The sequence below is a fragment of the Mesorhizobium sp. CAU 1741 genome (assembly GCF_039839275.1).
Lineage (GTDB): Bacteria > Pseudomonadota > Alphaproteobacteria > Rhizobiales > Rhizobiaceae > Aerobium.
The window spans coordinates 43,914-68,042 of the sequence record NZ_JBDOQP010000007.1; the positions used below are offsets into that span (position 1 = coordinate 43,914).

The 24,129-nt window shown below is 63.5% G+C and carries 22 protein-coding genes and 1 riboswitch; of the genes, 15 read left to right on the forward strand and 7 right to left on the reverse strand.

From position 1 onward, the window contains the following. The first annotated feature begins 71 nt into the window (after positions 1 to 71). The gene (locus AAFN84_RS22615) at positions 72 to 473 is read left to right on the forward strand and encodes a hypothetical protein (protein WP_347516981.1); all 402 of its coding nucleotides are present in this window, start codon (positions 72 to 74) and stop codon (positions 471 to 473) included. Positions 474 to 489: 16 nt separating this feature from the next. Next, positions 490 to 2,076: a gamma-glutamyltransferase gene (gene ggt / locus AAFN84_RS22620; protein WP_347516982.1), complete on the forward strand. Its 1,587-nt coding sequence runs from the start codon at positions 490 to 492 to the stop codon at positions 2,074 to 2,076. Positions 2,077 to 2,104: 28 nt separating this feature from the next. Here the strand turns inward: ggt and phaR are convergent, their stop codons facing one another. Continuing rightward, positions 2,105 to 2,713: a polyhydroxyalkanoate synthesis repressor PhaR gene (gene phaR, locus AAFN84_RS22625; RefSeq protein ID WP_347516983.1), complete on the reverse strand. Its 609-nt coding sequence runs from the start codon at positions 2,711 to 2,713 to the stop codon at positions 2,105 to 2,107. A 222-nt stretch (positions 2,714 to 2,935) separates the two neighbouring features. Between phaR and AAFN84_RS22630 the strand changes: the two genes are divergently transcribed. The 7 genes from AAFN84_RS22630 to AAFN84_RS22660 all read left to right on the forward strand — a co-directional run bounded on the left by AAFN84_RS22630 (position 2,936) and on the right by AAFN84_RS22660 (position 11,703). Next, entirely contained in the window at positions 2,936 to 4,120 is a 1,185-nt protein-coding gene (locus AAFN84_RS22630) for an acetyl-CoA C-acetyltransferase (protein WP_347516984.1), read from the forward strand. Positions 4,121 to 4,211: 91 nt separating this feature from the next. Further along, complete coding sequence (gene phbB / locus AAFN84_RS22635; RefSeq protein ID WP_347516985.1) at positions 4,212 to 4,937, forward strand: acetoacetyl-CoA reductase; 726 nt, start codon at positions 4,212 to 4,214, stop codon at positions 4,935 to 4,937. Between the two features lie 659 nt (positions 4,938 to 5,596). Continuing rightward, a complete protein-coding gene (locus tag AAFN84_RS22640) occupies positions 5,597 to 8,779 on the forward strand; it encodes a helicase-related protein (RefSeq protein ID WP_347517232.1) in 3,183 nt (1,060 codons plus the stop codon). Beyond that, positions 8,780 to 9,166, forward strand: coding sequence for an RNA-binding S4 domain-containing protein (locus AAFN84_RS22645; protein WP_347516986.1), 387 nt, complete (start codon positions 8,780 to 8,782; stop codon positions 9,164 to 9,166). Positions 9,167 to 9,300: 134 nt separating this feature from the next. Beyond that, positions 9,301 to 9,639, forward strand: coding sequence for a ferredoxin FdxA (gene fdxA, locus AAFN84_RS22650; protein ID WP_347516987.1), 339 nt, complete (start codon positions 9,301 to 9,303; stop codon positions 9,637 to 9,639). Positions 9,640 to 10,015: 376 nt separating this feature from the next. After that, positions 10,016 to 10,588 carry a CarD family transcriptional regulator gene (locus AAFN84_RS22655; protein WP_347516988.1) on the forward strand — a complete coding sequence of 191 codons (573 nt, stop codon included), beginning with the start codon at positions 10,016 to 10,018 and terminating at the stop codon, positions 10,586 to 10,588. Positions 10,589 to 10,839: 251 nt separating this feature from the next. Further along, positions 10,840 to 11,703 (forward strand): RNA polymerase factor sigma-32, encoded by an 864-nt coding sequence (locus tag AAFN84_RS22660; protein WP_347516989.1) that lies wholly within the window; start codon positions 10,840 to 10,842, stop codon positions 11,701 to 11,703. Positions 11,704 to 11,756: 53 nt separating this feature from the next. On the opposite strand, the gene AAFN84_RS22665 is transcribed toward AAFN84_RS22660, so the two are convergent. From AAFN84_RS22665 to thiB, 4 genes are all read right to left on the reverse strand, one after another. After that, positions 11,757 to 13,211, reverse strand: a complete 1,455-nt coding sequence (locus AAFN84_RS22665) for a M48 family metalloprotease (RefSeq protein WP_347516990.1) — start codon at positions 13,209 to 13,211, stop codon at positions 11,757 to 11,759. A gap of 218 nt (positions 13,212 to 13,429) precedes the next feature. Continuing rightward, complete coding sequence (thiQ, locus tag AAFN84_RS22670) at positions 13,430 to 14,143, reverse strand: thiamine ABC transporter ATP-binding protein (RefSeq protein WP_347516991.1); 714 nt, start codon at positions 14,141 to 14,143, stop codon at positions 13,430 to 13,432. Beyond that, the gene (gene thiP, locus AAFN84_RS22675; protein WP_347516992.1) at positions 14,140 to 15,741 is read right to left on the reverse strand and encodes a thiamine/thiamine pyrophosphate ABC transporter permease; all 1,602 of its coding nucleotides are present in this window, start codon (positions 15,739 to 15,741) and stop codon (positions 14,140 to 14,142) included. The genes thiQ and thiP overlap by 4 nt, the downstream gene beginning before the upstream one ends. Before the next feature lie 9 nt (positions 15,742 to 15,750). Further along, on the reverse strand, positions 15,751 to 16,752 hold the full coding sequence (thiB, locus tag AAFN84_RS22680; protein ID WP_347516993.1) for a thiamine ABC transporter substrate binding subunit: 1,002 nt from the start codon (positions 16,750 to 16,752) through the stop codon (positions 15,751 to 15,753). A 41-nt stretch (positions 16,753 to 16,793) separates the two neighbouring features. After that, a riboswitch (TPP riboswitch) is annotated at positions 16,794 to 16,920 on the reverse strand. Between the two features lie 75 nt (positions 16,921 to 16,995). On the opposite strand from thiB, the gene AAFN84_RS22685 reads away from it, so the two are divergent. The 4 genes from AAFN84_RS22685 to AAFN84_RS22700 are packed head-to-tail and all read left to right on the forward strand — an operon-like array spanning position 16,996 to position 20,045. After that, on the forward strand, positions 16,996 to 17,640 hold the full coding sequence (locus AAFN84_RS22685; RefSeq protein WP_347516994.1) for a thiamine diphosphokinase: 645 nt from the start codon (positions 16,996 to 16,998) through the stop codon (positions 17,638 to 17,640). 2 nt (positions 17,641 to 17,642) lie between these two features. Beyond that, positions 17,643 to 19,451 (forward strand): ABC-F family ATP-binding cassette domain-containing protein, encoded by a 1,809-nt coding sequence (locus AAFN84_RS22690; protein ID WP_347516995.1) that lies wholly within the window; start codon positions 17,643 to 17,645, stop codon positions 19,449 to 19,451. Positions 19,452 to 19,506: 55 nt separating this feature from the next. After that, positions 19,507 to 19,746 carry a type II toxin-antitoxin system CcdA family antitoxin gene (locus AAFN84_RS22695; protein ID WP_347516996.1) on the forward strand — a complete coding sequence of 80 codons (240 nt, stop codon included), beginning with the start codon at positions 19,507 to 19,509 and terminating at the stop codon, positions 19,744 to 19,746. Next, positions 19,746 to 20,045 (forward strand): CcdB family protein, encoded by a 300-nt coding sequence (locus AAFN84_RS22700; protein WP_347516997.1) that lies wholly within the window; start codon positions 19,746 to 19,748, stop codon positions 20,043 to 20,045. The genes AAFN84_RS22695 and AAFN84_RS22700 overlap by 1 nt, the downstream gene beginning before the upstream one ends. 3 nt (positions 20,046 to 20,048) lie before the next feature. Here AAFN84_RS22700 and AAFN84_RS22705 read toward each other — a convergent pair whose 3' ends face one another. Both AAFN84_RS22705 and AAFN84_RS22710 read right to left on the reverse strand, forming a co-directional pair. Continuing rightward, positions 20,049 to 20,420 (reverse strand): cell division protein ZapA, encoded by a 372-nt coding sequence (locus tag AAFN84_RS22705; RefSeq protein ID WP_347516998.1) that lies wholly within the window; start codon positions 20,418 to 20,420, stop codon positions 20,049 to 20,051. A gap of 10 nt (positions 20,421 to 20,430) precedes the next feature. Then, a complete protein-coding gene (locus AAFN84_RS22710) occupies positions 20,431 to 20,703 on the reverse strand; it encodes a DUF4164 domain-containing protein (protein WP_347516999.1) in 273 nt (90 codons plus the stop codon). Between the two features lie 257 nt (positions 20,704 to 20,960). On the opposite strand from AAFN84_RS22710, the gene tkt reads away from it, so the two are divergent. Together tkt and gap are read left to right on the forward strand one after the other, a co-directional pair. After that, entirely contained in the window at positions 20,961 to 22,949 is a 1,989-nt protein-coding gene (gene tkt / locus AAFN84_RS22715) for a transketolase (protein WP_347517000.1), read from the forward strand. Positions 22,950 to 23,105: 156 nt separating this feature from the next. After that, complete coding sequence (gene gap / locus AAFN84_RS22720) at positions 23,106 to 24,113, forward strand: type I glyceraldehyde-3-phosphate dehydrogenase (protein ID WP_347517001.1); 1,008 nt, start codon at positions 23,106 to 23,108, stop codon at positions 24,111 to 24,113. The last annotated feature ends 16 nt before the right edge of the window (positions 24,114 to 24,129 follow it).

Genomic DNA, 24,129 nt, shown 5'->3' on the forward strand with positions numbered 1-24,129 from the left:
CCGGTCTTTTTGTTTGTCGGGCGCTGGCGGCCGGGTTAGGAAGGTGAGGTTCCGCAACGGAGTTCTCGCCCATGCTTGCCCATATCCCGCTGATGATCGTGCCGTTCATTCTCTACAATATCGGGCTTGCGGGGCTGTTCGGCGACCTGAGCGATCCGTGGGCAGCCGACGTGTTCTCGGTCGGCATGCTGTCGGGCGGCACCTGGACGATGACCATTGCCGACCTTTTCGTGCTGCTGGCCCTGCTGCTTCTGTTCGTGGAGGTGCTGAAGGCCACCCGAACCTCCAACGCCTCGCTGCTCGACCACATGTTGTCGACGCTGGTGTTCATCGCGTTCCTGGTCGAATTCCTGCTGGTCGAGCGCGCAGCCTCATCATTGTTCTTCATCTTGACCGCGGTCGCGTTCATCGATGTGCTGGCGGGGTTCTCGATCTCGCTGCGGGCGGCCTCCCGCGACGTCAACCTCCGCTAGACACCAGGAAAATCCAATGCGCGCATTCGACCTGCCCGGCCGCTCGCCCGTCATTGCCGAAAATGGCATGGCCGCGACATCGCATCCGCTTGCCACCGCCACCGCCATCTCGATCCTGAAGGAAGGCGGCAACGCCGTTGACGCGGCCGTTGCCGCGGCTGCCACGCTGTGCGTCGTCGAGCCACATATGACTGGTATCGGTGGCGACTGTTTCGTGATCCTGGCGGAGCCAGACGGCGCGATCCACGGCCTAAACGGCTCGGGCCGCGCTCCGGCGGGCGCCGATGCCGCCTGGTATCGGGACAACGGCCACACAAAAATGCCCCAGTCCGGGGCTCATTCCGTGACCGTGCCAGGCGCGGTCGACGCATGGTCGCGGCTTCTCGCAAAGCATGGCACGCTCGGCTTCGACCGGCTGTTCGCCGATGCGATTTCTTATGCAGAGGGCGGCTTTGCCGTTCATGGCCGCGTTGCGACCGACTGGGCAAAGGCCGTCGACGCGCTCGGCGCCGACGAAGGCGGGCGGGCACATTGCCTGATTTCCGGCAAATCGCCGGCACACGGCTCGCGCTTCCGCTTTCCTGCGTTGGGCGGCACGTTGAAGGCGATCGCGAAAGGCGGCGCCAAGGCCTTCTACGAGGGAGAAGTCGCAGCCGAGATCGTGGCCACGGTCCAATCCAGGGGCGGCTTCATGAGCGAGGCCGATCTCGCTGCCGTCGAGGCCGAATGGGTTACGCCGATCTCCACCTCATACGGCGGCCACGACGTTCTTGAAATCCCGCCAAGCGGGCAGGGCATCACGGCACTGATCCTGCTGCGGCTGATGGCCAAGCTGGAGACCGGCAAGCTCGAACCGGGCAGTGCCATGCGTCGCCATCTGGAGATCGAGGCAGGGCGGCTCGCCTATTCGGTGCGCGACCATCTGGTGTCCGATCCCGCGACCATGACGCGCACGCCGGACGAACTCCTGTCGGACAGGTTCATCGACGCGCTGGCCGCACAAGTGTCGCGCGACAAGCGCAACCCGTCGATCACCATTCCCGACATGCCGCGCGCCAGCACGATCTATCTCACGGTGGTCGACAAGGACCATCGCGCGGTGTCCTTCATCAACTCGGTCTATGCAAGCTTCGGCGCCAAGCTGGTGACGCTCAAATCAGGCGTTGCACTCCAGAACCGCGGCGGCTGCTTCACCATCGAAGAGGGGCATCCCAACGAACTGCGTGGCGGCAAGCGGCCGATGCACACGATCATCCCGGCCATGGCGCTCAAGGACGGCAAGCCGGCGGTGTCGTTCGGCGTGATGGGCGGCGACTACCAGCCCATGGGACATGCGCATGTGTTCTCCAATCTCGTCGACTACGGGATGGACCCACAGGAGGCGCTCGACCATCCTCGGCTGTTCTGGGGCGAGGACGGCGTGCTGGAGGCCGAACAGGGCATCTCCGACGACGTCCGCGCGACGCTGTCGGATATGGGGCATGAGGTGCGTGCAGCCTCGGCGCCTCATGGCGGCGGTCAGATGATCTCCATCGATCGTGAGAGTGGCTTTCTCATCGGCGCCTCCGACCCGCGCAAGGACGGGTGTGCGCTGGGCTGGTGAGCCGGCAGACTTAGTTGGCCCGCGCTTCTCAGCCCTTGTCGATCTGGTCAAGCTTGCGCTGCATGGCGGCGATCTGCTCTTTCAGGTCCTGAAGATCGTCACCCTTGCTGCTTGTGGCTGCCGCGTCGGGCGTCTCCGGTTGCGCCTGCGTGGCCTGCGGCGGAAACGGTGTGAACATGCGCATGGCGTTCTGGAACAGCTCGATGTTGCGCTTGGCCTGATCCTCGATCGCCTTGATCGGCGTGGTGATCTGCATCATCTCCATCGGAGACTTGCCCATCGCGTCCTTCATCTGGTCACGAAACCGCTCCTGCTCCTGGGCGAAGGCGATCATCGACTGTTCAAGGAAGCTTGGCACGACCATCTGCATCTGGTCGCCGTAAAACGAGATCAACTGGCGTAGGAACGGGATAGGCAGCATGTTCTGCCCATCCTTGTTCTCCAGTTCGAAGATGATCTGCGTCAGGACCGGGTGGGTGATGTCGTCGCCGGACTTGGCGTCCTGAACGGTGAAGTTCTCACCCTTCTTTACCATTTCGGCAAGGTCGTCGAGTGTCACATAGGTACTGGTGCCCGTATTGTAGAGGCGGCGGTTGGCATATTTCTTGATTACCACCGTATCGTCTTTTGCGGGCATTCATGACCTCCCAGAATTCAGGAACGCAACGTAATCAGACGTCAAACTGGCGGCCCGAGCGCGAGCCGAACCAAGAGGATATGCGCAAATGCACGGCAATTGAAAGCGGTTTGTGCAGTGCAGGAGCGGGGAAGGGTTCCTATATTCCGGTTTGACTTGAACCATGGAAACGGCAAGAACTGCCGCTAAACAACTGATCCAGTGAATAAGCGAGGAAAGCCCATGTCCGCTTCCGCCATCGTCGTCGCCAGCGCGGCCCGCACGCCCGTCGGCTCCTTCAACGGCGCTTTCGCCAACACGCCTGCCCACGAGCTGGGTGCGGTTGCGATCCGCGAGGCGCTGGCGCGCGCTGGCGTCGACGGCAAGGAAGTCGACGAGGTGGTGCTTGGCCAGATCCTCTCGGCGGGCCAGGGCCAGAACCCCGCGCGCCAGGCGGCGATGGCTGCCGGCATTCCGCAGGAAGCAACGTCCTGGGGCCTCAACCAGCTCTGCGGCTCGGGCCTGCGCGCGATCGCTATCGGCATGCAGCAGATCCAGACCGGAGATGCCGCCATCATCGTCGCCGGCGGTCAGGAGTCGATGTCGATGGCTCCGCATGTGGCGCATCTGCGCAGCGGCGTGAAGATGGGCGACTTCAAGATGATCGATTCGATGATCAAGGACGGCCTCACCGACGCCTTCTACGGCTACCATATGGGCAATACCGCCGAGAACGTCGCCCGCCAGTGGCAGCTTTCGCGTGACGAGCAGGATGCATTCGCCGTCGCGTCGCAGAACAAGGCCGAGGCCGCGCAGAAGGCCGGACGCTTCAAGGACGAGATCGTTCCGGTTACGCTGACCACACGCAAGGGCGAGGTCGTGGTCGACCAGGACGAATATATCCGCCACGGCGCGACGATCGAGGCCATGCAGAAGCTTCGGCCCGCCTTCGACAAGGAAGGCACGGTCACGGCCGGCAACGCGTCCGGCATCAACGACGGCGCGGCCGCCGTGGTGCTGATGAGCGAGGAAGAAGCCGTGCGCCGGGGCATCACGCCGCTGGTGCGCATCGTGTCGTGGGCCACCGCGGGCGTCGATCCGCAGATCATGGGCACCGGGCCGATCCCCGCGTCGCGCAAGGCGCTGCAGAAAGCCGGCTGGAAGGTCGACGAGCTGGATCTGGTCGAAGCCAACGAAGCCTTCGCCGCGCAGGCCTGCGCGGTCAACAAGGATATGGGCTGGAACCCGGAGATCGTGAACGTCAATGGCGGCGCGATCGCGATCGGCCACCCGATCGGCGCGTCAGGCGCGCGCGTTTTCAACACGCTGGTCTTCGAAATGAAGCGTCGCGGTGCGAACAAGGGGCTCGCGACCCTGTGCATCGGCGGCGGCATGGGCGTGGCCATGTGCGTCGAAGCTATGAACTGAGACAACAAGCAGACAGGGAGTGAGGGAAGAAGAGCGGGCCGGGACCGCCATCCCTTACTCTCAGAAGAGCCATGTGAGGGAGGAGAATGACATGACCCGAACGGCAATCGTTACAGGTGGGACGCGCGGTATTGGCGCTGCCATATCCGTTGCCCTGCGTGACGCAGGCTACAAGGTTGCGGCAAACTATGCCGGCAATGACGACGCAGCGGCAAAGTTCAAGGAAGAGACCGGCATTCCGGTCTACAAGTGGTCGGTCGCCGAATACGAGGCCTGTGTCGATGGTGTGGCCCGCGTCGAGGCCGAGCTCGGCCCCGTGGACGTGCTCGTCAACAATGCCGGCATCACCCGCGATGCGATGTTCCACAAGATGACGCCGCAGCAGTGGAAAGAGGTCATCGACACCAATCTCACCGGTGTGTTCAACATGACCCATCCGCTGTGGTCCGGCATGCGCGACCGCAAGTTCGGCCGGGTGATCACGATATCGTCGATCAACGGCCAGAAGGGCCAGGCGGGCCAGGCAAACTATTCCGCCGCCAAGGCTGGCGATCTCGGCCTCACCAAGGCGCTGGCGCAGGAAGGCGCGCGCGCCGGCATCACGGTCAACGCCATCTGTCCCGGCTATATCGCCACCGAGATGGTCAAGGCGATCGACGAGAAGGTGCTCAACGAGCGCATCATCCCGCAGATTCCGGTCGGTCGCCTGGGCGAGCCGGAGGAGATCGCGCGGGTGGTGGTCTTCCTCGCGTCGGACGAAGCAGGCTTCATCACAGGTTCGACCGTTTCGGCCAATGGCGGCCAGTTCTTCGTCTAAGGCAGAACGTCCCGCATCCTCCCAATTCCAATCAATGCCGCGCGTCCGGTCGGTCTCGCGGCATTTTTCGTGCCCAAAGGTTAACGCGCACGGCGAAAGCCTGTGCGAATCACGGTGGACAAGCTGTGGACTAGTTGTGCGCTGCCTGTGGAAGCCACTACATCTTGTGTGGAACAAACCGGGAAGATTGTCTCAGGGGTGATTCGTCGCCGATTCGTTCCGGGTTTGGTCGGAACGTTAACCGGAAACACCCCGCAACCGGCAAAAGGTTAAGCCGGTGTTAATATTTCCCTAATGAAATCTGAAGCTTAGCCGAGAAGTCGCGCGGCCGCTCGGGGAGGCTGACGGCCTTACGGGGAAAAGTTAACGCCGCTGCCGCTTTGCTCTCGATCGCGGCAAACAGCGATTCAGCATGTGCCCGGACAAGTGTCGGTTCTCACCAGATGTAGTGGTGAACAAAACAGGAATATGCGCAGGTAGGTGATTCGTCGCTGATTCGTTCCAGACTCGTTCCAAACCTTAATATGTGCAGTTTTCATTGGCGTGGGGGCGGCAGTCACCTATCTTCGCATCGGCACGCCGGTCTCTTCCGCTCCACCCGGCCCGCATGATAGTTGGAGCGTCCGCTGATGATGCGCCAAGAGGCCCGACCTCCCACGATGAATATCCTCACCAGAGCAGACGCGCCCCTCGTGCTTACCGGCAGGGACGTCACTGCGGTCCTTGGGCCGACAAACACCGGCAAGACGCATCTGGCCATCGACCGCATGATCGCGCACGAGAGCGGCATGATCGGGCTTCCGCTGCGATTGCTGGCGCGCGAGGTCTATAGCCGCGTGGTCGACCGCGTCGGCGCCGACAAGGTCGCGCTGGTGACGGGCGAGGAGAAGATCGTTCCGCCCGGGGCACGGTATTCGGTCTGCACCGTCGAGGCGATGCCACGGGAGACGGACGTCGCGTTCGTGGCCATCGACGAGGTCCAGCTTGCCGCCGATCTCGAACGCGGCCACATCTTTACCGACCGCATCCTGCACCTGCGGGGCCGGCAGGAAACGCTGCTCTTGGGTGCCGCCACGATGCGCGGCATTCTGGAAAAGCTGCTGCGCGGGATTTCCGTCGTGACCCGGCCACGCATGTCGCAACTCGCCTATGCCGGATCGAAGAAGCTGACGCGCCTGCCGCACCGGTCCGCGATCGTGGCGTTCTCGGCAGACGAGGTCTACGGCATCGGAGAACTCATTCGCCGCCAGCGCGGGGGCGCGGCGGTCGTCCTCGGCGCGCTGAGCCCACGTACGCGCAATTCCCAGGTCGAACTCTATCAGTCCGGCGATGTCGACTATCTCATCGCAACCGACGCGATCGGCATGGGCCTGAACCTCGACGTCGACCACGTCGCCTTCGCGCAGAATCGCAAGTTCGACGGGTTCCAGTATCGCGACCTCACCGCAGCCGAACTCGGCCAGATCGCGGGCCGCGCTGGACGCCATGTGCGCGACGGCACGTTCGGCGTCACCGGCCAGGTCGATCCATTGTCCGACGAGCTCGTCGAACGGATCGAATCGCACAATTTCGATTCCGTCAAAGTGCTGCAGTGGCGAAGCGCACGGTTCGATTTTTCGAGCCTGGATGCGCTCAAACGCTCGATCGACGTGATCCCTCCGGTTGAAGGGCTGACGCGGGCCTTGCCGGCGGTGGACGCGCGCGCGCTGGAGCATCTTTCGAAAGACGAGGAGATCCGCAAGCTCGCCACCGGCGCCAAACGGGTGGAGCTCCTGTGGGAGGCATGCGCGCTGCCCGACTATCGTCGCATCGCGCCGGCCCAGCATGCGGACATCATCGGCTCGATCTATCTCGACCTTGCCCGCAAGGGCCATGTCGACGAAAGCTACATGGCAGAGCAGGTTCGGCGCGCCGACACGACCGAGGGCGACATCGACACGCTGTCGCACCGCATCGCGCAGATCAGGACCTGGACTTTCGTCTCGCACCGTCCTGGATGGCTTGCCGATCCGGCACACTGGCAGGAAAAAACGCGCGAGATCGAGGATAGATTGTCCGATGCGCTTCACGAACGATTGACGAAACGCTTCGTAGACCGCAGGACATCCGTGCTGATGAGGCGCCTGAGAGAAAACGCGATGCTTGAAGCTGAAATCAATCCGTCCGGCGATGTCGTCGTCGAGGGACACCATGTGGGAGCGCTCGAAGGATTTCGCTTCACAGCCGACCAGTCCGCGGGAGGCGAGGATGCCAAGGCCGTGAAGGCCGCCGCGCAAAAGGCGCTCGCCAGCGAGTTCGACGCGCGCGCCGAACGCTTCGCCAATGCCGCCAACGGTGATTTCGCGCTGGCGTCCGATGGATTGTTGCGCTGGATCGGCGCGCCTGTCGCGACCCTTACCGGCGGCGAGGACCCGCTCGCGCCGCGCGTCATCCTGCTCGCCGACGAGCAACTGACGGGTCCGTCCCGAGACAAGGTGGCCGCCCGGGCGGAGCGCTTCGTGCGCTACCAGATGGAGACGTTGCTCAAGCCGCTGTTCGACCTCAAGAACGCCGACCAGTTGAGCGGGATCGCTCGCGGCATCGCCTTCAGGTTGGTGGAGAATTTCGGGCTGCTCAACCGCCGCGATGTCGCGGACGAGGTCAAGTCTCTCGACCAGGAAGCGCGTGCCGCGCTGCGTCGGCTGGGCGTGCGCTTCGGCGCTTTCCACATCTTCGTGCCGACGCTGCTTAAGCCGGCGCCGGCCGGTCTTCTGACCCTGCTGTGGTCGCTTCAGAACGACGGCAAGGACAAGCCCGGTTTCGGCGACGTGGTCAACGGACTGGCGTCCGGGCGCACATCGCTGGTGGTCGACACGGCCTTCGAGCCGGCATTCTACCGCCTTGCGGGCTATCGCTCGCTTGGTCGTCGTGCCGTTCGGGTCGACATTCTCGAGCGGCTCGCCGACCTGATCCGTCCGGCGCTGTCATGGCGCGCGGGCACCGGCCAACGTCCGGAAGGCGCTTTCGACGGTGCCGCGTTCATCGTAACGCCGGCGATGATGTCGATCCTCGGGGCAACCTCCGAGGACATCGAGGAAATCCTCAAGGGCCTTGGCTATCGCTCCGAGGCGAAGCCGGCGGCCGAGGTGCAGGCCCGGCTTGAATCGCTGGACGCCGCGGAACGTGAACGCGTCGCCGCCAAGGCGGCAGAGGCCGCTGCCAGGGAAGCCGCCGCAACGCAGGCTGCCGACGTAGAGGCCGCGGTTGTGGCCGACGAAGGGTCGGCGCCGGATGCCGCTGCACAAGTCGAGGCGGTGGCCACGGACGGCGAAACGATAGTCGAGCCCGCCACTGCGGGGCCGGGCGCTACCGTCCCGGCGGAGCCGGACGTCGAGGCGTCCGTGCCGGCTGAACAGGCGCCGGCGGCCGAGGTTGTCGCGACGCCTGGGACAGAAGAGGCCGTCACGGAAGAGCCTGCCTCCGTTGCCGAACCCGCCGAGGAGCCGAAACCGATCCTTTTGTGGCGTCCGGCACGTTTCGAGGGGCGACAGAGGCAAGGGCAACGGCACGGGCAGAGTCGCGGCCGTCCCCAGGGCCAGCAGAATGCGCGCGGCGAGGAAGGCGAGGCTGCTCGGCCTGAAGGCGAAGGCGCGCGCCAGCGTCACGGCCGTGGCAAGTTCAAGGGCAACAAGCCGGGTGGCGGTGGCAAACCGGGCGGTGAGAATCGCCGCCACGAGCGCAATGGCGAGCGGCAGGCCAACACCCGGCCCGCCGGCAAGCCACGCGACGAACGCCCGGCCAAGGTCGATCCGGACTCGCCCTTCGCCAAGCTCGCCGCATTGCGCGACCAACTCAAGAAGTAGATGCCCGGCGAAGGCCGCCAGCGCGTCGACAAATGGCTGTTCTTCGCGCGCGCCATCAAGTCGCGATCGCTCGCGGCCAAACTGGTGCAGGCAGGCAGGGTCAGGCTCAACCGGGACAAGATCGACCAACCGTCGCATCCGGTGAAGATCGGCGACGTGCTGACGATAACGCTGGAGCGCCGGGTCATCATATGGCGGGTGCTGGCGTCGGGGGTCCGGCGTGGTCCGGCCGAGGAGGCGCGCACCCTCTACGAGGACATGACGCCGCCGGCAGAGGCACGGGACGATTCGCTACCGGACGCATTGGTGCCAGTGCGCGCGCAGGGATCCGGCCGGCCGACGAAGAAAGAGCGGCGGCGTATCGACGCCTTGCGTGACGATGAGTGATGCGCCGGAAATCGGGTGCCGGAATATCGTTCCGCGCCACGGCGATTGCGCGCAATGGTCACCCTTGCACAGGCCCGGCAAAGGCGCTACCTCACCGCCGGACAACAGACTAGCCCGACGGCGGGAGCAGCCACATGACCTATGTCGTCACCGACAACTGCATCAAGTGCAAGTATATGGACTGCATCGAGGTGTGTCCGGTCGACTGCTTCTATGAAGGCGAGAACATGCTCGTCATTCATCCCGACGAGTGCATCGACTGCGGTGTCTGCGAGCCGGAATGCCCGGCGGACGCGATCAAGCCCGATACCGAACCGGGCCTTGAGAGGTGGCTGGAGGTGAACACCGAATACGCCTCGAAATGGCCCAACATCACGGCAAAGAAGGAGCCGCCGGCGGACGCGAAAGAGTTCGACGGGGTGGCGAACAAGTTCGAGAACCACTTCTCCGCAGAGCCGGGGGACGGTGATTGAGCCACTTGCGTTGACCTTGCGTCATCGCTGCCTGACCGCGATTTCTTTTCGGCTTCGGCGACATGGCCCGAAGGCGGCCATGCTCGCTCGTGCGGTAAATTGTTGATTCTTTCCACTTTTCGTGTTACATAAAATCAACATGCCTATGACAGACGTCGATAGATGGCGCGAGCGCACCAATCATTGAAAGGCTGAACGCATTCGGGACCAGTGAGATCTGGACCGGGAGAGCGTGATCGCGTCTCCCTCAGATCGTGAACTGCTTTCGAGGCGCGCACCTTTGTCTTGTCCCTGGCAGGTGGCAGGCCGACTCATCGGCCCCAGTCGTATAGCGCGTAGCCAGATGGTTCGCGACATAAAAAGGAGTACAGGGCGTATGGCAACCCAGCAGAAGAAATCCGCAGCCAGACATGGCTTCAAGACCGGTGAGTACATCGTCTATCCGGCGCATGGCGTCGGACAGATCGCGACCATCGAGGAGCAGGAGGTCGCGGGCATGAAGCTGGAATTGTTCGTCATCGACTTCCAGAAGGACAAGATGCGTCTCAAGGTGCCGGTCGCCAAGGCGACGTCCATCGGCATGCGCAAGCTTTCGGAGACGGATTATGTCGACCGCGCTTTGAAGGTCGTTCAGGGTCGTGCCCGCGTGAAGCGCACCATGTGGTCGCGTCGCGCGCAGGAATATGATGCGAAGATCAACTCCGGCGACCTGATCTCGATCTCGGAAGTCGTGCGCGATCTCTACCGCGCCGAGAACCAGCCCGAGCAGTCCTATTCTGAACGTCAGCTCTACGAAGCTGCGCTGGACCGGATGGCGCGCGAGATCGCGGCCGTCAACAAGATGTCCGATACGGAAGCGGTGCGGCTCATCGAGGTGAATCTCAACAAGGGACCACGTCGCGGCGCAAAGGCCGACAACGAGGAATCCGAGCAGGAAGAGGCAGCATAAACGCTGCTTCCCGTTTGTAGTGTTCGACTGAAAGACCCGGCCCTCGCGGCCGGGTCTTTCCGTTTCAGCGTTCTTCTTCCATCGATCACGGCAATGTGTCGGCGTCGAAATGCGGTCCTGGCGCGAATTTGTCCCTCGAAGGGAACCAATCCGGCTGATGATACGTATTTCCTTGCGGGGGCGCGCGGACCGACGCTCTGAATTGTTCGACGGTCCGTTAGTGGCGCCCGCAAATTCAGAGGGAGCGCGATATGGACGACCCAGCACGGCGCAGCATGATCCGCGAAGCGATGAAGGCCCCCTATCTCGCCCGTGACGAGGAACACGACCTCGCCGTGCGATGGAGGGAGCAACACGACCAGCAGGCTCTTCACCGAATAACCGTCGCGCATATGCGCCTCGTCATATCGATGGCGTCCCGGTTCCGGCACTTCGGTCTGTCGATGAGCGACCTCATCCAGGAGGGCCATATAGGGCTGCTTGAGGCGGCGGCCAGATTCGAACCGAACCGTCAGGTAAGATTTTCGACCTATGCGACGTGGTGGATCAGGGCTTCCATGCAGGATTACATCCTTCGCAACTGGTCGATTGTTCGCGGAGGAACGTCTTCGGCGCAAAAGGCGCTGTTCTTCAACCTTCGCCGGTTGAGGGCGCGGCTGGCTCAGGATTCCCGCGTTCTTTCCAATGACGACCTGTATCGCGAAGTCTCTGCCGCGCTCAACGTGGCGGTGGCCGATGTTGCGACGATGGATGCGCGGCTTTCAGGTCCCGATACCTCTCTCAACGCACCATTGAGCGCTAATTCCGAAGGTCAGAGCGCGGAGCGCATGGATCTGCTGGTATCCGATGCGCCGTTGCCCGACGAGGTCGTCGGCGAGGCGATCGATACGGAGAGACGCCAATCGTGGCTAAAGAGCGCGCTGACGACGCTTAGCGATCGGGAACTGCGCATCATCCACGAAAGACGGCTTCAGGACGAAGGAGCGACGCTCGAGGCGCTCGGAGCCAAGCTTGGAATTTCAAAGGAACGCGTGCGCCAGATCGAAGGCCGCGCGCTGGAAAAGCTTCGCGACGCGCTGGTCCGGCAGCATCCGGAAATCGCCAGCGCTGCCTGAGTTTCGGTGAGACCGGCGGCGACGCCGGTTCCACAAATTCCTATGCTGCCTCATCAGCGATCGGTGATGATCTTCACCCGCTGACCGGCCGACACCGTCGCGCCGGGGCTCAATGCATTGATCAACCTGAATACGTCTAGCTTTCCGTCCACGCCTTCCATCTGGGCAGCGAGTGTGGCAATCGTCTGGCCGGGCTCTACGCGGACGACGCGCACGCGTAGCGGCTGCAGCGCAGCCTTCTCGGCACCGGACAACGTCCTGAAGCTATCGCGCACCTGGCTCGCCGTCGCTTCGAGCGCATTGCTCGATTCAGGCGCGGCGGTCAGCAGGCGGTAGACCTGGCCGCCAGCGCGGATGACCGTGACGTCGAATTGCCAGCTCTCGGCGCGCGCGCGCGCCGTGACGGCCTCGTTGCCATTGATGGTGACGGGCCGAATGCTGCCTGGTTCGAGCCCGGCCACCCAGCCGCTGCGAACATAATCGGAAAGTGACGCGCGTCTGTCGATCGAGACCCCATCGAAGCGTACGGCTATGTCGCCGGGGCCGGCGGCGGTGACCGCGGCGGCGGAGTTGTCGATCACGAAACCCTCCGGCACCGTGAACGAAACGCCGAGATTCGGATGCAGGAAGGTGCGTCCGCGCACGTAGCCTTCCTCGGGCGTGTCGCCGAACAAAAGCCCGTCGATTCCGTCGAGGAATGTGTCGCGATCGCGATTGCCCTGCTCTGGTCGTGCGAACTGGCGGGCATGGCGCAGGGCGAGCTCGATACGCTGCGGCGCGTTGGGATGGCTGGCCAGGAAATCGAGGTTCTGGTCGGTGCCGTCGGTCACGTTGCGCGATGCGCTGTAGGCGGACATCGACTGCAGGAAGCGCGCTGCCGCGAAAGGATCGTAGCCGGCGCGAGCGATGGCGCGGATGCCGATCGCGTCGGCCTCGAGTTCCTGATTGCGCGAGAACTGCGCCAGTCGCAGTTTGCCGCGCACAAGAGCGACGCTGGCCGCAGGGTCGCCGCCGAGCACATCGTTGACCACCTGCGACGCCAGAACCTCTTCGGCTTCGCGCCGCTGGCGCTCGATGCCGTGGTTCGCCGTCACATGCGCCATCTCATGGGCGAGAACGGCCGCGAGCTCGGCCGAGTCGTTGGCGAGCGCGAGAAGTCCCCTGGTCACGTAGAGATAGCCACCCGACAACGCGAAGGCGTTGATGTTCGGCGAGTCGAGGATCGTTATCTGATAGGTCTGGTTCGGATTTTCCGGGTCGAGGGTCAGGGAGCCGACTACCTTGGCGACCATGCGCTCGAGCTTTGCGTTGGAGTACTCGCCACCATAGGTCGCAAGGATGCGCGGATGCTGCTCGCGCGCGATCGCAGCCATGCGATCGTTTCGAGTGACGGTGTCTACCGTGACCGGGTTCTGCGAGGGGCGGAATGCGTCGCTGTTCTGCGCGCCGCCGAGCACCTGGCAACCCGCAAGCGCCAGCGCAAGCGCGGCCACCATCGTGCCACGCATGGATATTCCAACCGGCGAATGTCCCCGGTCGCCCGACCTATCCCGCTTTGGCCTTGGCAGAATCGCGCCCTTTCGTCGAATATACCGTCTTCAACGTGTGACCAGCCTATTGGGTTGCAGCTCAGCTAAGCCACAGTCCCATGCGGGAAACAACCGTGCGAAGGCGAACTTTGCGAAGCTCTGCCTCGCAATTGTGTCGGCTTGCAGGCAATGGTGGCTCAGATGCCGATATAGGCGCGGAAACCAGCCGGAGCGCTCGACGAGAACATCTCCTGAGTAGAGGCATGGGCTGCCACGCGCCCATCCTCGATATACGCGACGCTGTCCGAAAGTGCCTGTGCATCGTCTGGATGGTGAGTCGCCATCAGAACCGTCATGCCGCGCTCGCGGTGCAGCGCGCGCACGAGTTCGATCATTTCACGGCGCAGGGCCGGTCCAAGGGAGGCGAATGGTTCATCGAGCAAAAGTACCGGGCGGTTGCGCACGAGCACACGGGCGAGCGCGACGCGCTGGCGCTCGCCTCCCGACAGTTCCGCCGGCAGGCGCCGCTCCTTTCCCGCGAGCCCAGTCTTCGACAGCGCTTCGCGTATGTCTGCCTCATCGGTGTTGGACAAACGCAAGGCCGGCGAGCGCCCCAGGCCGACATTGCTGCGCACGTCGAGATGGGCAAACAGGTTGTTTTCCTGAAACACCATGGAAACAGGCCTTGCCGCCGGCGGTACATCGGTCACGTCGCGCTCGCCGATCAGTACCTTGCCTATGGCCGGCGTCTCGAAGCCGGCGACGAGGTTGAGCAGCGTTGATTTTCCCGAACCGCTCGGCCCCATCACCGCGACGATTTGGGAGGGATCGACGGCCAGATCGAACGTCATCTCCGTTTCATCGTAGCTGAAGCCCACGTCTTCGAGCCGGACCGACGCGCCGTGGGTCATGATTGGCTCCTGGTTCGATCGATCGTCATCATCAGCAACAGACATAACGCTCCGAGAAAAAGGGCGATGCCTGCTGCGTCCTCTGTGCGGTAGCTGCCCATGCGCGCAAGAAGCAGATACGGCAAGGTCTGGACGGAATCCGACCCGAACAGCGCGATGACGCCGAGGTCTCCCAGCGAGAGCGCCATCGCGAACGCCAGTGCGGTTGCAGCGGGGCGGCGCAATGAAGGCCATTCGACGAGCCGCAACCGGTTGAGGCCCGAAATGCCGAGCTGCGCGCACAGCCGCTCATGGCGCTCGCTCGCAGCGTCGTGAGCGGGCCGGATCGCGCGGATCGCGAACGGCATCGCCATGACGGCGTTGACGGTGACCACCATAATCGGAGCAACGGCGAAGACCAGGCCGGTCTGGCGCAGCAGCACGAACCAGCCGGCCCCCACGACGATCGGTGGAATCACCAGCACGAAGCCGGCGCCGGTGTCGAGAACTCGCTCCAGCAGGCCGGGCCGGGCCGTCCGCGCGCGGCGCAATTCCATCGTGCGCCGTGCCGAGACGAGACTGAGCGACAATGCAACGCACAGAACGGCCGAAGCCGACGCGAGCAACAGGCTCGTGGCCGTCGCGGCGTGGACGGCCGGGTCGGCCACCAATCGGGCCAGATCTGCGCGCAAGCCGGCGATGACGGTTGCAACCAGCGGTCCGGCGACGAAAAGCAGTGCAATAATGAGAATTCCACCGTTGATCAGCGTTTCCAAACATCCCGCCAGCACAGGCCGCCGAGGCGCGATTGGGAGGTTCGCGTCACCGGCCATGTTGGTGCCCAGCCGTATCAGCAACACAACGATCAGCGCGGTGAGCACGACCTGCAGAAATGTCAGTGCGACGGCGCGGGCCGGGTCGAAGTCGAAACGAAGCGACTGGTAGATTGCCACCTCAAGCGTCGTGGCGCGGGGGCCACCGCCCAGTGTCAGGACGATCGTGAACGACGTCACACACAGCATGAAGACCAGACCCGCGACCCCGGGCAGGGCGGCGCGCATCACCGGCCATTCGATGAAGCGGAATGATGCGCGAGCGCCCATTCCCAACTGTGCTGCGAGCCGCCACTGGTCGTTCGGCACCGTTTCAATCGCGTGCAGGAAGAGACGCGCGGCGAGCGGCAGGTTGAAGAAGACATGGGCCACCAGGATGCCGGACAGGCCGTATATGCCTTGCCATCGTTGGCCGGTCATCGCGCCGAGCGGATCGGCGAACAGGCCGGCCCGTCCAAGCAGTGCCAGGATGCCGAGCGCTGCGACGATTGCCGGCAGGGCCAACGGCAGTGCGAACAGCCGAAGCATCAAGCCACGGCCGGGAAATGACGGATGCCGTGCCAGCGCGCGTGCAACCAGCATGGCCGGAACCACCGACAGCAATGTCGAGAGCGCCGCCTGCCAAAGCGTGAACCGCACGATGCGGAAGAGATAGGCGTTGAATGCGGAGGCCGCGCCTGACCAGTCGAGAAGCGCTTCGGAGACGAGACCGGCGAAGGCTCCGCCGATCAGGAGACCGACCGCCGCGAGGCTGATCGTGCCGGCAAGGATGCGGCGATCGGTCATGGTCGAAAATTACCGGCTCATGACCGCGAGCCACTCGTCGACCCATGCCTGGCGGTTTTCAGCTATCTCTTCCGGGTCGAAGGCGAGAGTCTCGGCCGGTTGCACGAGATCGTCGAAGGCCGCGTTCAATGGCTTCGACGTTTCTCCGGCCGGAAACATCCAGTTGGTCTCGGGAATCGCGTCCTGGAAGCCGGGTCCGGTCATGAATTCGAGAAATTGCGCGGCGAGTGGGTTCTCGGCCCCCTTGGTCGTGATGCCGGCAACCTCGACCTGGAGGTAATGGCCTTCTTCGAACGCGGCGGCCCTGTATCGGTCGGTGTCTTCCGCAATTACGTGATAGGCGGGGGAGGTGGTGTAGGACAGCACCATCGGCGCTTCTCCACTCGTGAAGAGCCCGTATGCCTCGCTCCATCCCGGGGTGACCGTCAGCACGCGCTGGCTGAGCTTTTCCCAGGCCTCGGGTGCTTCGTCGCCGTAAACGGACTTCACCCACAACAGCAGGCCGAGGCCGGGCGTCGAGGTGCGAGGGTCCTGGATGACGATCTTCTCTTCCGGGTCGCCATCGACCAGTTGCTTGAGGCTTGCCGGCGGGGTGTCGATCGTTTCGGTGTCATAGACGAAGGCGAAATAGCCGTAATCGAACGGTACGAAGGTGTCGTCGTCCCACCCGCCGGGTACGTCCACCTTGTCGAGTGAGAGGCCATGCGGGGCGAACAGGCCCGTCTCCTTTGCCTCGTGAGTGAGATTGGTGTCGAGGCCGAGAACGATGTCCGCCTCGGTTCCCGTGCCCTCCAGTTTCAGCCGATTGAGCAGCGCGACGCCATCAGCGACGGAAACGAAGTCGATGTCGCAGCCGCACTCGGTCTCGAAGGCCTTTTCAACCACCGGTCCGGGTCCCCAGTCGGCGGTAAAGCTCTCATAGGTGTAGACGGTGAGCTTCTCTTGCGCCGCGGCAGGCAGCGCCAGAAAGGCCACGGTCAGGGCAGAAATCGATGTCAGCAATGTGCGCATTAGGCGCCTCCTTGGTTCGTGTTCAAGGGAAATCAGGCGCCTGGATTGCAGCGTCTAATCCCTCCGCCGGTATGAGCCGGATCAGGTTCAGCGGGTTGGCAAGGGTGACCCCTTTTGCCTCTCAGCCGGTGGGCGGCAAAACCGCACCCGGCACCCCGTTAGAGCAATTCGACACATAGGGCGGGTTTGGAGCGTGCGCAAGCGCTTTCGCTTGCTGCCCGATGCATGATAGAGGCGGGGCCAATGACCCGCTTTGCCATCCTTCTCGGGGGCGACCTCGTCGCAACCCCCCGGCTCACGCGCCAGCTCGAAGGCCTGCGGGTCATCGCGGCCGATTCCGGCATTCGGCACGCGGATGCCTTGGGCGTGACACCTGAGCTGTGGACCGGCGACTTCGATTCCGTCGACGACTCCATGCGCACCACCCACCGCGACGTCCCGGTCGAAGCCTTCCCCCCGGAGAAGGACCAGACCGATGGCGAGATCGCCATCGATGCCGCGCTTTCGCGTGGCGCCACCGACCTCCTGCTTGTCGGCGCCTTTGGCGGCGCGCGGGCCGATCATGCCTTCCTGCATCAAGCCGCCGCGTTGAGACTTGCGGAAGGCGGAACGCCATGCCTGCTGACGAGCGGCAGCCAGGAGGGCGTGCCGCTGTTGCCGGGAAGCCGATCGTTCGATTACGCCTCCGGCACCGTCTTCAGCATATTGGCGTTCTCCGACCTTGTCGGGCTGACGCTGTCCGGCGCCAAATGGCCGCTCACAGATCGCGCCGTTTCCTTCGGCTCGTCGCTCACCTTGTCCAACGAAGTTGCTGGCGACCTCACCGTGCGGCTCTCTTCCGGCCGTGCGATGCTGATTGCCCATCCCGTCTCCTATTTCCGCATGTGACCATGGCACCTCCACTTCTTTCCCTCGACGGCATCAAACTGACCTTCGGCGGCACACCGCTGCTCGACGGGGCGGAGCTGTCCGCCTCGGCGGGGGACAAGATCGCACTCGTCGGTCGCAATGGCTCTGGCAAGTCGACGTTGCTCAAGATCGCCGCCGGCATGGTCGAGGCGCAGGACGGCGAGATTTTCCGCCAGCCATCGGCGACAGTGCGCTACCTGCCGCAGGAGCCCGATACGGAGGGCTTTGCAACCGTTCGCGCCTATGTCGAGGCGGGGCTCGGCCCCGCGGACGATCCCTACCGTGCCACCTATCTGATCGAGAGCCTCGGCCTGAGCGGAGACGAAGACCCGAAGACGCTGTCGGGTGGCGAGGCGCGCCGGGCAGCGCTTGCGCGGGTGATGGCGCCAGAGCCCGACGTGCTGCTGCTCGACGAGCCGACCAACCATCTCGACCTCTCGGTCATCGAATGGCTGGAAGGCGAGCTGCAGCGCACCAAATCGGCGCTGATCATGATCTCGCACGATCGCAGGTTCCTCGAGCGCGTCTCTCGGGCGACGGTATGGCTGGACCGCGGCGTCACCCGGCGGCTTGAGAAAGGCTTCGCGCATTTCGAGGAATGGCGAGACCAGATACTCGAGGAAGAAGAGAAGGAGCAGCACAAGCTCGGTCGCCAGATCGTGCGCGAGGAGCACTGGCTGCGCTATGGCGTGACGGCGCGGCGAAAGCGCAACATGCGCCGCCTCGGCGATCTGCATTCGATGCGCGAGCGCTTCCGTACCCACCGGGGCGCAGAAGGCCTTGCCTCAATGGCGGCAGCGGAAGCCAGTGAGTCCGGCAAGCTGGTGATCGAGTCCAGGGCGATTGCGAAGAGCTTCGCGGACCACGTGGTGGTGAAGGAGTTCTCGACGCGCATCCAGCGCGGCGATCGCGTCGGCTTCGTTGGGCCGAACGGCGCCGGCAAGACGACGCTGCTGAAGATGCTGATCGGCGAACTGAAGCCCGATTCCGGCTCCGTGCGGCTGGGCGCAAATCTGGAGATAGCGGCGCTCGACCAGAAGCGTGTTCTTGACCCCACCGAGACGCTGGCCAGCTATCTGACAGACGGTCGCGGCGACAGCCTGATCGTCAATGGCGAACAGAAGCACGTCGTCTCCTACATGAAGGACTTCCTGTTCAAGCCCGAGCAGGCAAGGACGCCGGTGCGCGAACTTTCCGGTGGCGAGCGGGCGCGCCTCGTGCTGGCGCGGATATTGTCGCGGCCGGCAAATCTCCTCGTGCTCGACGAGCCGACCAACGATCTCGACATGGAGACGCTGGACTTGTTGCAGGAGCTGGTTGCCGGCTATCCCGGCACCGTTCTGCTGGTCAGTCACGATCGCGATTTTCTCGACCGCACGGTGACGAGCATCGTCGCGCCAGACGGCGAGGGGCGTTGGATCGAGTATGCCGGTGGCTATTCCGACATGCTGGCGCAAAGGGGCGGCCAGAAGCTCGATGACCGCGCGCAGCGTGCCAGGAAGGACGAGCCGGCGAAGAAAGAGCCAGCCGCCCCCGTGAAGCCGGCGAACACGAAGAAGCTCTCCTACAAGCAGAAGTTCGCGCTGGAGACATTGCCCAAGCAGATGATGGAGGCCGAGGCGAAGATATCCACGCTCGAGCAGAAGATGGCAGATCCGGCCTTTTACACACGCGATCCAGATGGGTTCGCGAGGGTCGCCGCCGAAATCGACGCGCTGCGCGGAAAGCTGACCGCGATGGAAGAAGAATGGCTCGAGCTCGAAATGCTGCGCGAGGAGATTGAAGGCTGACCTTGCGAGACGTCGGTCATGCGCATATTGTTTGCGCATAGAAGGAGTGTTTCCCATGCGCAACGAAGCCCTCGCTAGTCGCAAGGCCGCCAACTTGTCGATCGACGCCACGCTGCTCGGTGAAGCGAAGTCTCTTTCCGTCAATGTTTCCCGCGCCGCGGAGGCTGGCATCGCGGAAGCCGTGCGCAAGGAGAAGGAGCGGCGCTGGAAGGAAGAGAATCACGAAGCGATCGAAGGCTGGAACCAGTGGGTTAGGGACAATGGCTTGCCACTGGCAAAATACCGGCAGTTCTGATGGCAAAGCTTCAGGTATTTGAGAACCCCGACGGGCAGGGATTTCTTCTGGACGTCCAGTCGGACCTCATAGAGGTGCTTGGGACACGCGTCGTCGTTCCTCTCCTTCCGGCTGGAGCGATCCCTCCGGCAATACCCCGGTTGCACCCTCAGATTGATATCGGAGGCGAGCTCTATGTGATGGCCACACAACTCATAAGCGCGGTCCCGACGGAAATCCTCGCCAAGCCCATGCCGCATCAATCCATCGATCAGGATCAGGTAACCGCCGCGCTCGACATGCTGTTTCAAGGTTTCTGAGCCTCACGCGGGTGTTCGGTCCGCGTTCAGCTTCACCGCCAGGCCTTCCATGCGTTCAGCCAGGCTTGAGAGCGCGCCGGTCAGCGCGGCGTCGTTCTTGTCTGCCTTGGTCAGGGCATCGTCGCGGGTCTTGCGAAGAGTCGCAATCTCGCTCTCCATCCCCTTGGTACGCTTTTCAAGTTCCGCCAGTTCGTCCATGACCATGATGCTGGCCATAACCGTCAGGCGTTGGTCGCCGATTTCGCCGAATGAGCCCTTGAGGTGGTTCACATAGCGGTCGAAACGGCCGGCGAGATCGATGAGATGTTCTTCCTGGCCTTCGTCGCAGGCCATGCGATAGGCCTTGCCGTCGATCGTCACCGTTACCTGCGCCATGGCAAATGTCCTATCTGTCCAGCACCGCGCGTATCGTTTCCATGGCGGTCACGAGGCGGCGCGAGACTTCCTTGTTGGCTTCCTCGAGCCGCTCGCTGCGCGCTTCCGAGCCATCGAGCTCCTGGGCGAGGCGCGCGCGGTCGGCATTCATGCGCTGCACCTCGGCCTCCGCCTCGCCATAGTCCTGCTCGCGCTCGAGACGGGCCGCGGCTGCGTCTTCAAGCGCCTCGATCGCCTTCGCGAGACGGGCAATAACTTCCTTGAGGGTGGCTTCCCCGGTCATCGTTAGCGTTCCAGCCGTCGACGTGGCGCCGAATCGAGCGCATTCCCAGCACGTTAGAAGCGGAACATTAGGCGCCGTGTGAAACAGCCGTCAACGCGTCGCACCGATCTATCCCCGTGAAACGCGTCGCCAACGTCGGAAACCACAGGTGTACGCCCGCTGAAACGTTGACTCGGGGCCCGTGCCTGCTATGTGTCGCCTCGCTTTTCCGGGCCTGTTTTGGCTCAATTCCCGCGCCGAATGACGAGCGAGCGATCATGACGACACGCGAAATGCACGACCGCATGGCCAATGCGATCCGGTTCCTTTCCATGGATGCGGTCGAAAAGGCCAATTCGGGCCATCCCGGCCTGCCGATGGGCGCGGCGGATATCGCCACAGTGCTGTTCACGCGCTTCCTTGCCTTCGATCCCAAGCAGCCCAATTGGGCCGATCGCGACCGTTTTGTGCTCTCCGCCGGCCACGGCTCGATGCTGCTCTATTCCCTGCTCTACCTCACGGGCTACGAGGACATCGACCTCGAGCAGATCAAGCATTTCCGTCAGCTCGGCTACAAGACCGCAGGCCATCCGGAATATGGGCATGCGGCAGGCATCGAAACGACTACGGGACCGCTAGGCCAGGGACTGGCGAATTCCGTCGGCATGGCGCTCGCAGAGCGCATTCTCAACGCGCGCTTCGGCGACGATATAGTCGGTCACTACACCTATGTGCTGGCGGGCGACGGTTGCCTGATGGAAGGCATCAGCCAGGAGGCGATCTCGCTGGCGGGGCATCTCAAGCTCAACAGGCTGGTCGTCATCTGGGACGATAACAAGATCTCGATCGACGGCGCGATCTCGCTTTCGGATTCGACGGACCAGCGCAAGCGCTTCGAGGCATCCGGCTGGAATACGCTGGCAGTCGATGGCCACGACCCGGACGCGATCGCTGCAGCGCTCGAGGAAGCGAAGACATCCGATCGCCCGACCCTGATCGCCGCCAAGACCACGATCGGCTTCGGGGCTCCGACGCGCGCGGGCACCAACAAGGCGCATGGATCGCCGCTCGGTGCGGAAGAAATTGCCGGCGCGCGAAAGGCGCTCGGCTGGGACTACGAGCCATTCGTCGTGCCTGATGACATTCTCGACGCATGGCGTGCCGCAGGCGCGCGCGGCGCCGAGACGCGTGCTGCCTGGGAAAAGCGTCTCAACGCTGCCGATGCCGAGACGAAGGCCGAGTTCGAGCGCCGCATGCGTGGAGACCTGCCGGAAGGCTTCGACAAGGCGATCGTCGACTACAAGAAGAAGCTGTCGGCCGACAAGCCCAAGGTGGCGACGCGCAAGTCGTCCGAAATGGCGCTCGAGGTCATCAATGCGTTGATGCCCGAGACGATCGGTGGCTCGGCCGACTTGACCGGGTCCAACAACACCAAGACAAGCCAGACCGGGCCGATCAAGCCCGACGACTATTCCGGCCGCTATGTCTATTACGGCATTCGCGAACACGGCATGGCGGCAGCCATGAACGGCATGGCGCTGCATGGCGGGGTCATTCCTTACGGCGGCACATTCCTCACCTTCTCCGACTATGCGCGTCCGGCAATGCGCCTTGCCTCGCTGATGGGCATCCGCTCGATCTTCGTCATGACGCACGATTCGATCGGGCTGGGCGAAGATGGTCCGACGCACCAGCCCGTCGAGCATCTGGCGGCATTGCGCGCCATTCCCAATCATATCGTGCTGCGTCCCGCCGATGCCGTCGAGGCGGCGGAAGCCTGGCAGATCGCGCTCGAATCGACGGGCGCGCCGGCCACCCTGGCGCTTACCCGCCAGAACCTGCCGACCCTGCGCACCACGCATGCCGACGAGAACCTTTCGGCAAGGGGCGCCTACGAGCTCGAAGCGGCAAGCGACGCCAAGGCGACGATTTTCGCCACCGGCTCCGAAGTGGAGATCGCTGTCGCGGCGCGAGGCGCCTTGGAGAAAAAGGGCATCGCGGCGCGCGTCGTATCTGTCCCGAGCTTCGAGCTTTTCGCCGCGCAGGACGATGCCTATCGCGCATCGGTGCTCGGCAGTGCGCCGGTGAAGATCGCGATAGAGGCGGGCATACGCCAGGGTTGGGACGCCATCATCGGATCCGACGGCATCTTCGTCGGGATGACCGGCTTTGGCGCCAGCGGCAATATCGAGGACCTCTACGAGCATTTCGGGATCACCGCGGATGCTGTCGTCGCGGCGGTCGAGAAGCGCCTGAACCGGGCGTAACCGGGCAAGGTCTGCCGCTGATTTTGTGCTAATCGGTTTTATCCGGACTGGTGCTGGATTCTTGTGCGGCGCGCCGCTATGGAAACGCTGCCTCGGCGGCGCGCCCCATATCGCACCGCCGTAAAACGCTTCTTCAGCACCCCGGGAGACCGTCTCATGACCGTGAAAGTCGCCATCAACGGATTTGGCCGCATCGGCCGGAACATCGTCCGCGCCATCTACGAGAGCGGCCGCAAGGACATCGACGTCGTTGCCATCAACGATCTCGGGCCGGTCGAGACCAACGCCCATCTGCTGCGCTATGACAGCGTTCATGGCCGCTTCCCGAGCGAGGTGAAGGTTGACGGCGACACGATCAGGGTCGGCTCGGACTCGTTCAAGGTGTTTGCCGAGCGCGATCCATCGAAGCTGCCCTGGGGCGAACTTGGCATCGACATCGTGCTCGAATGCACCGGCATCTTCACGTCGAAGGACAAGGCTTCGGCGCACCTGACCGCCGGTGCCAAGCGCGTCATCGTGTCGGCTCCCGCCGATGGCGCGGACCTTACGGTCGTGTACGGCGTCAACCATGACAAGCTCACCTCCGAACACATCGTCATCTCCAACGCCTCGTGCACCACCAACTGCCTTGCGCCGGTGGCGATGGTTCTCAACGACGCGTTCGGCATCGAAAAGGGCTTCATGACGACCGTTCACGCCTATACGGGCGACCAGCCGACGCTCGATACGATGCACAAGGATCTGTACCGCGCCCGCGCTGCCGCCGTGTCGATGATCCCGACATCGACGGGCGCCGCCAAGGCGGTCGGTCTCGTCCTGCCGGAACTCAAGGGCAAGCTCGACGGCGTATCGATCCGCGTGCCGACTCCGAACGTATCGGTGATCGACTTCAAGTTCGTGCCGAAGCGGAAGGTGACGGTTGAAGAGGTCAACCAGGCTCTGGTGGCCGCGGCGGACGGTAAGCTCAAGGGCATTCTGGACTACACCGACGAGCCTCTCGTCTCCATCGACCTCAACCACAACCCAGCATCGTCCACCTTCGCCCTCGACCAGACAAAGGTTATCGACGGCGACCTCGTGCGGGTGATGTCGTGGTACGACAATGAGTGGGGCTTCTCCAACCGCATGGCCGATACGGCCGTGGCGCTGGCGAAGACCATCTGAGGCCCATTCAGGGAGA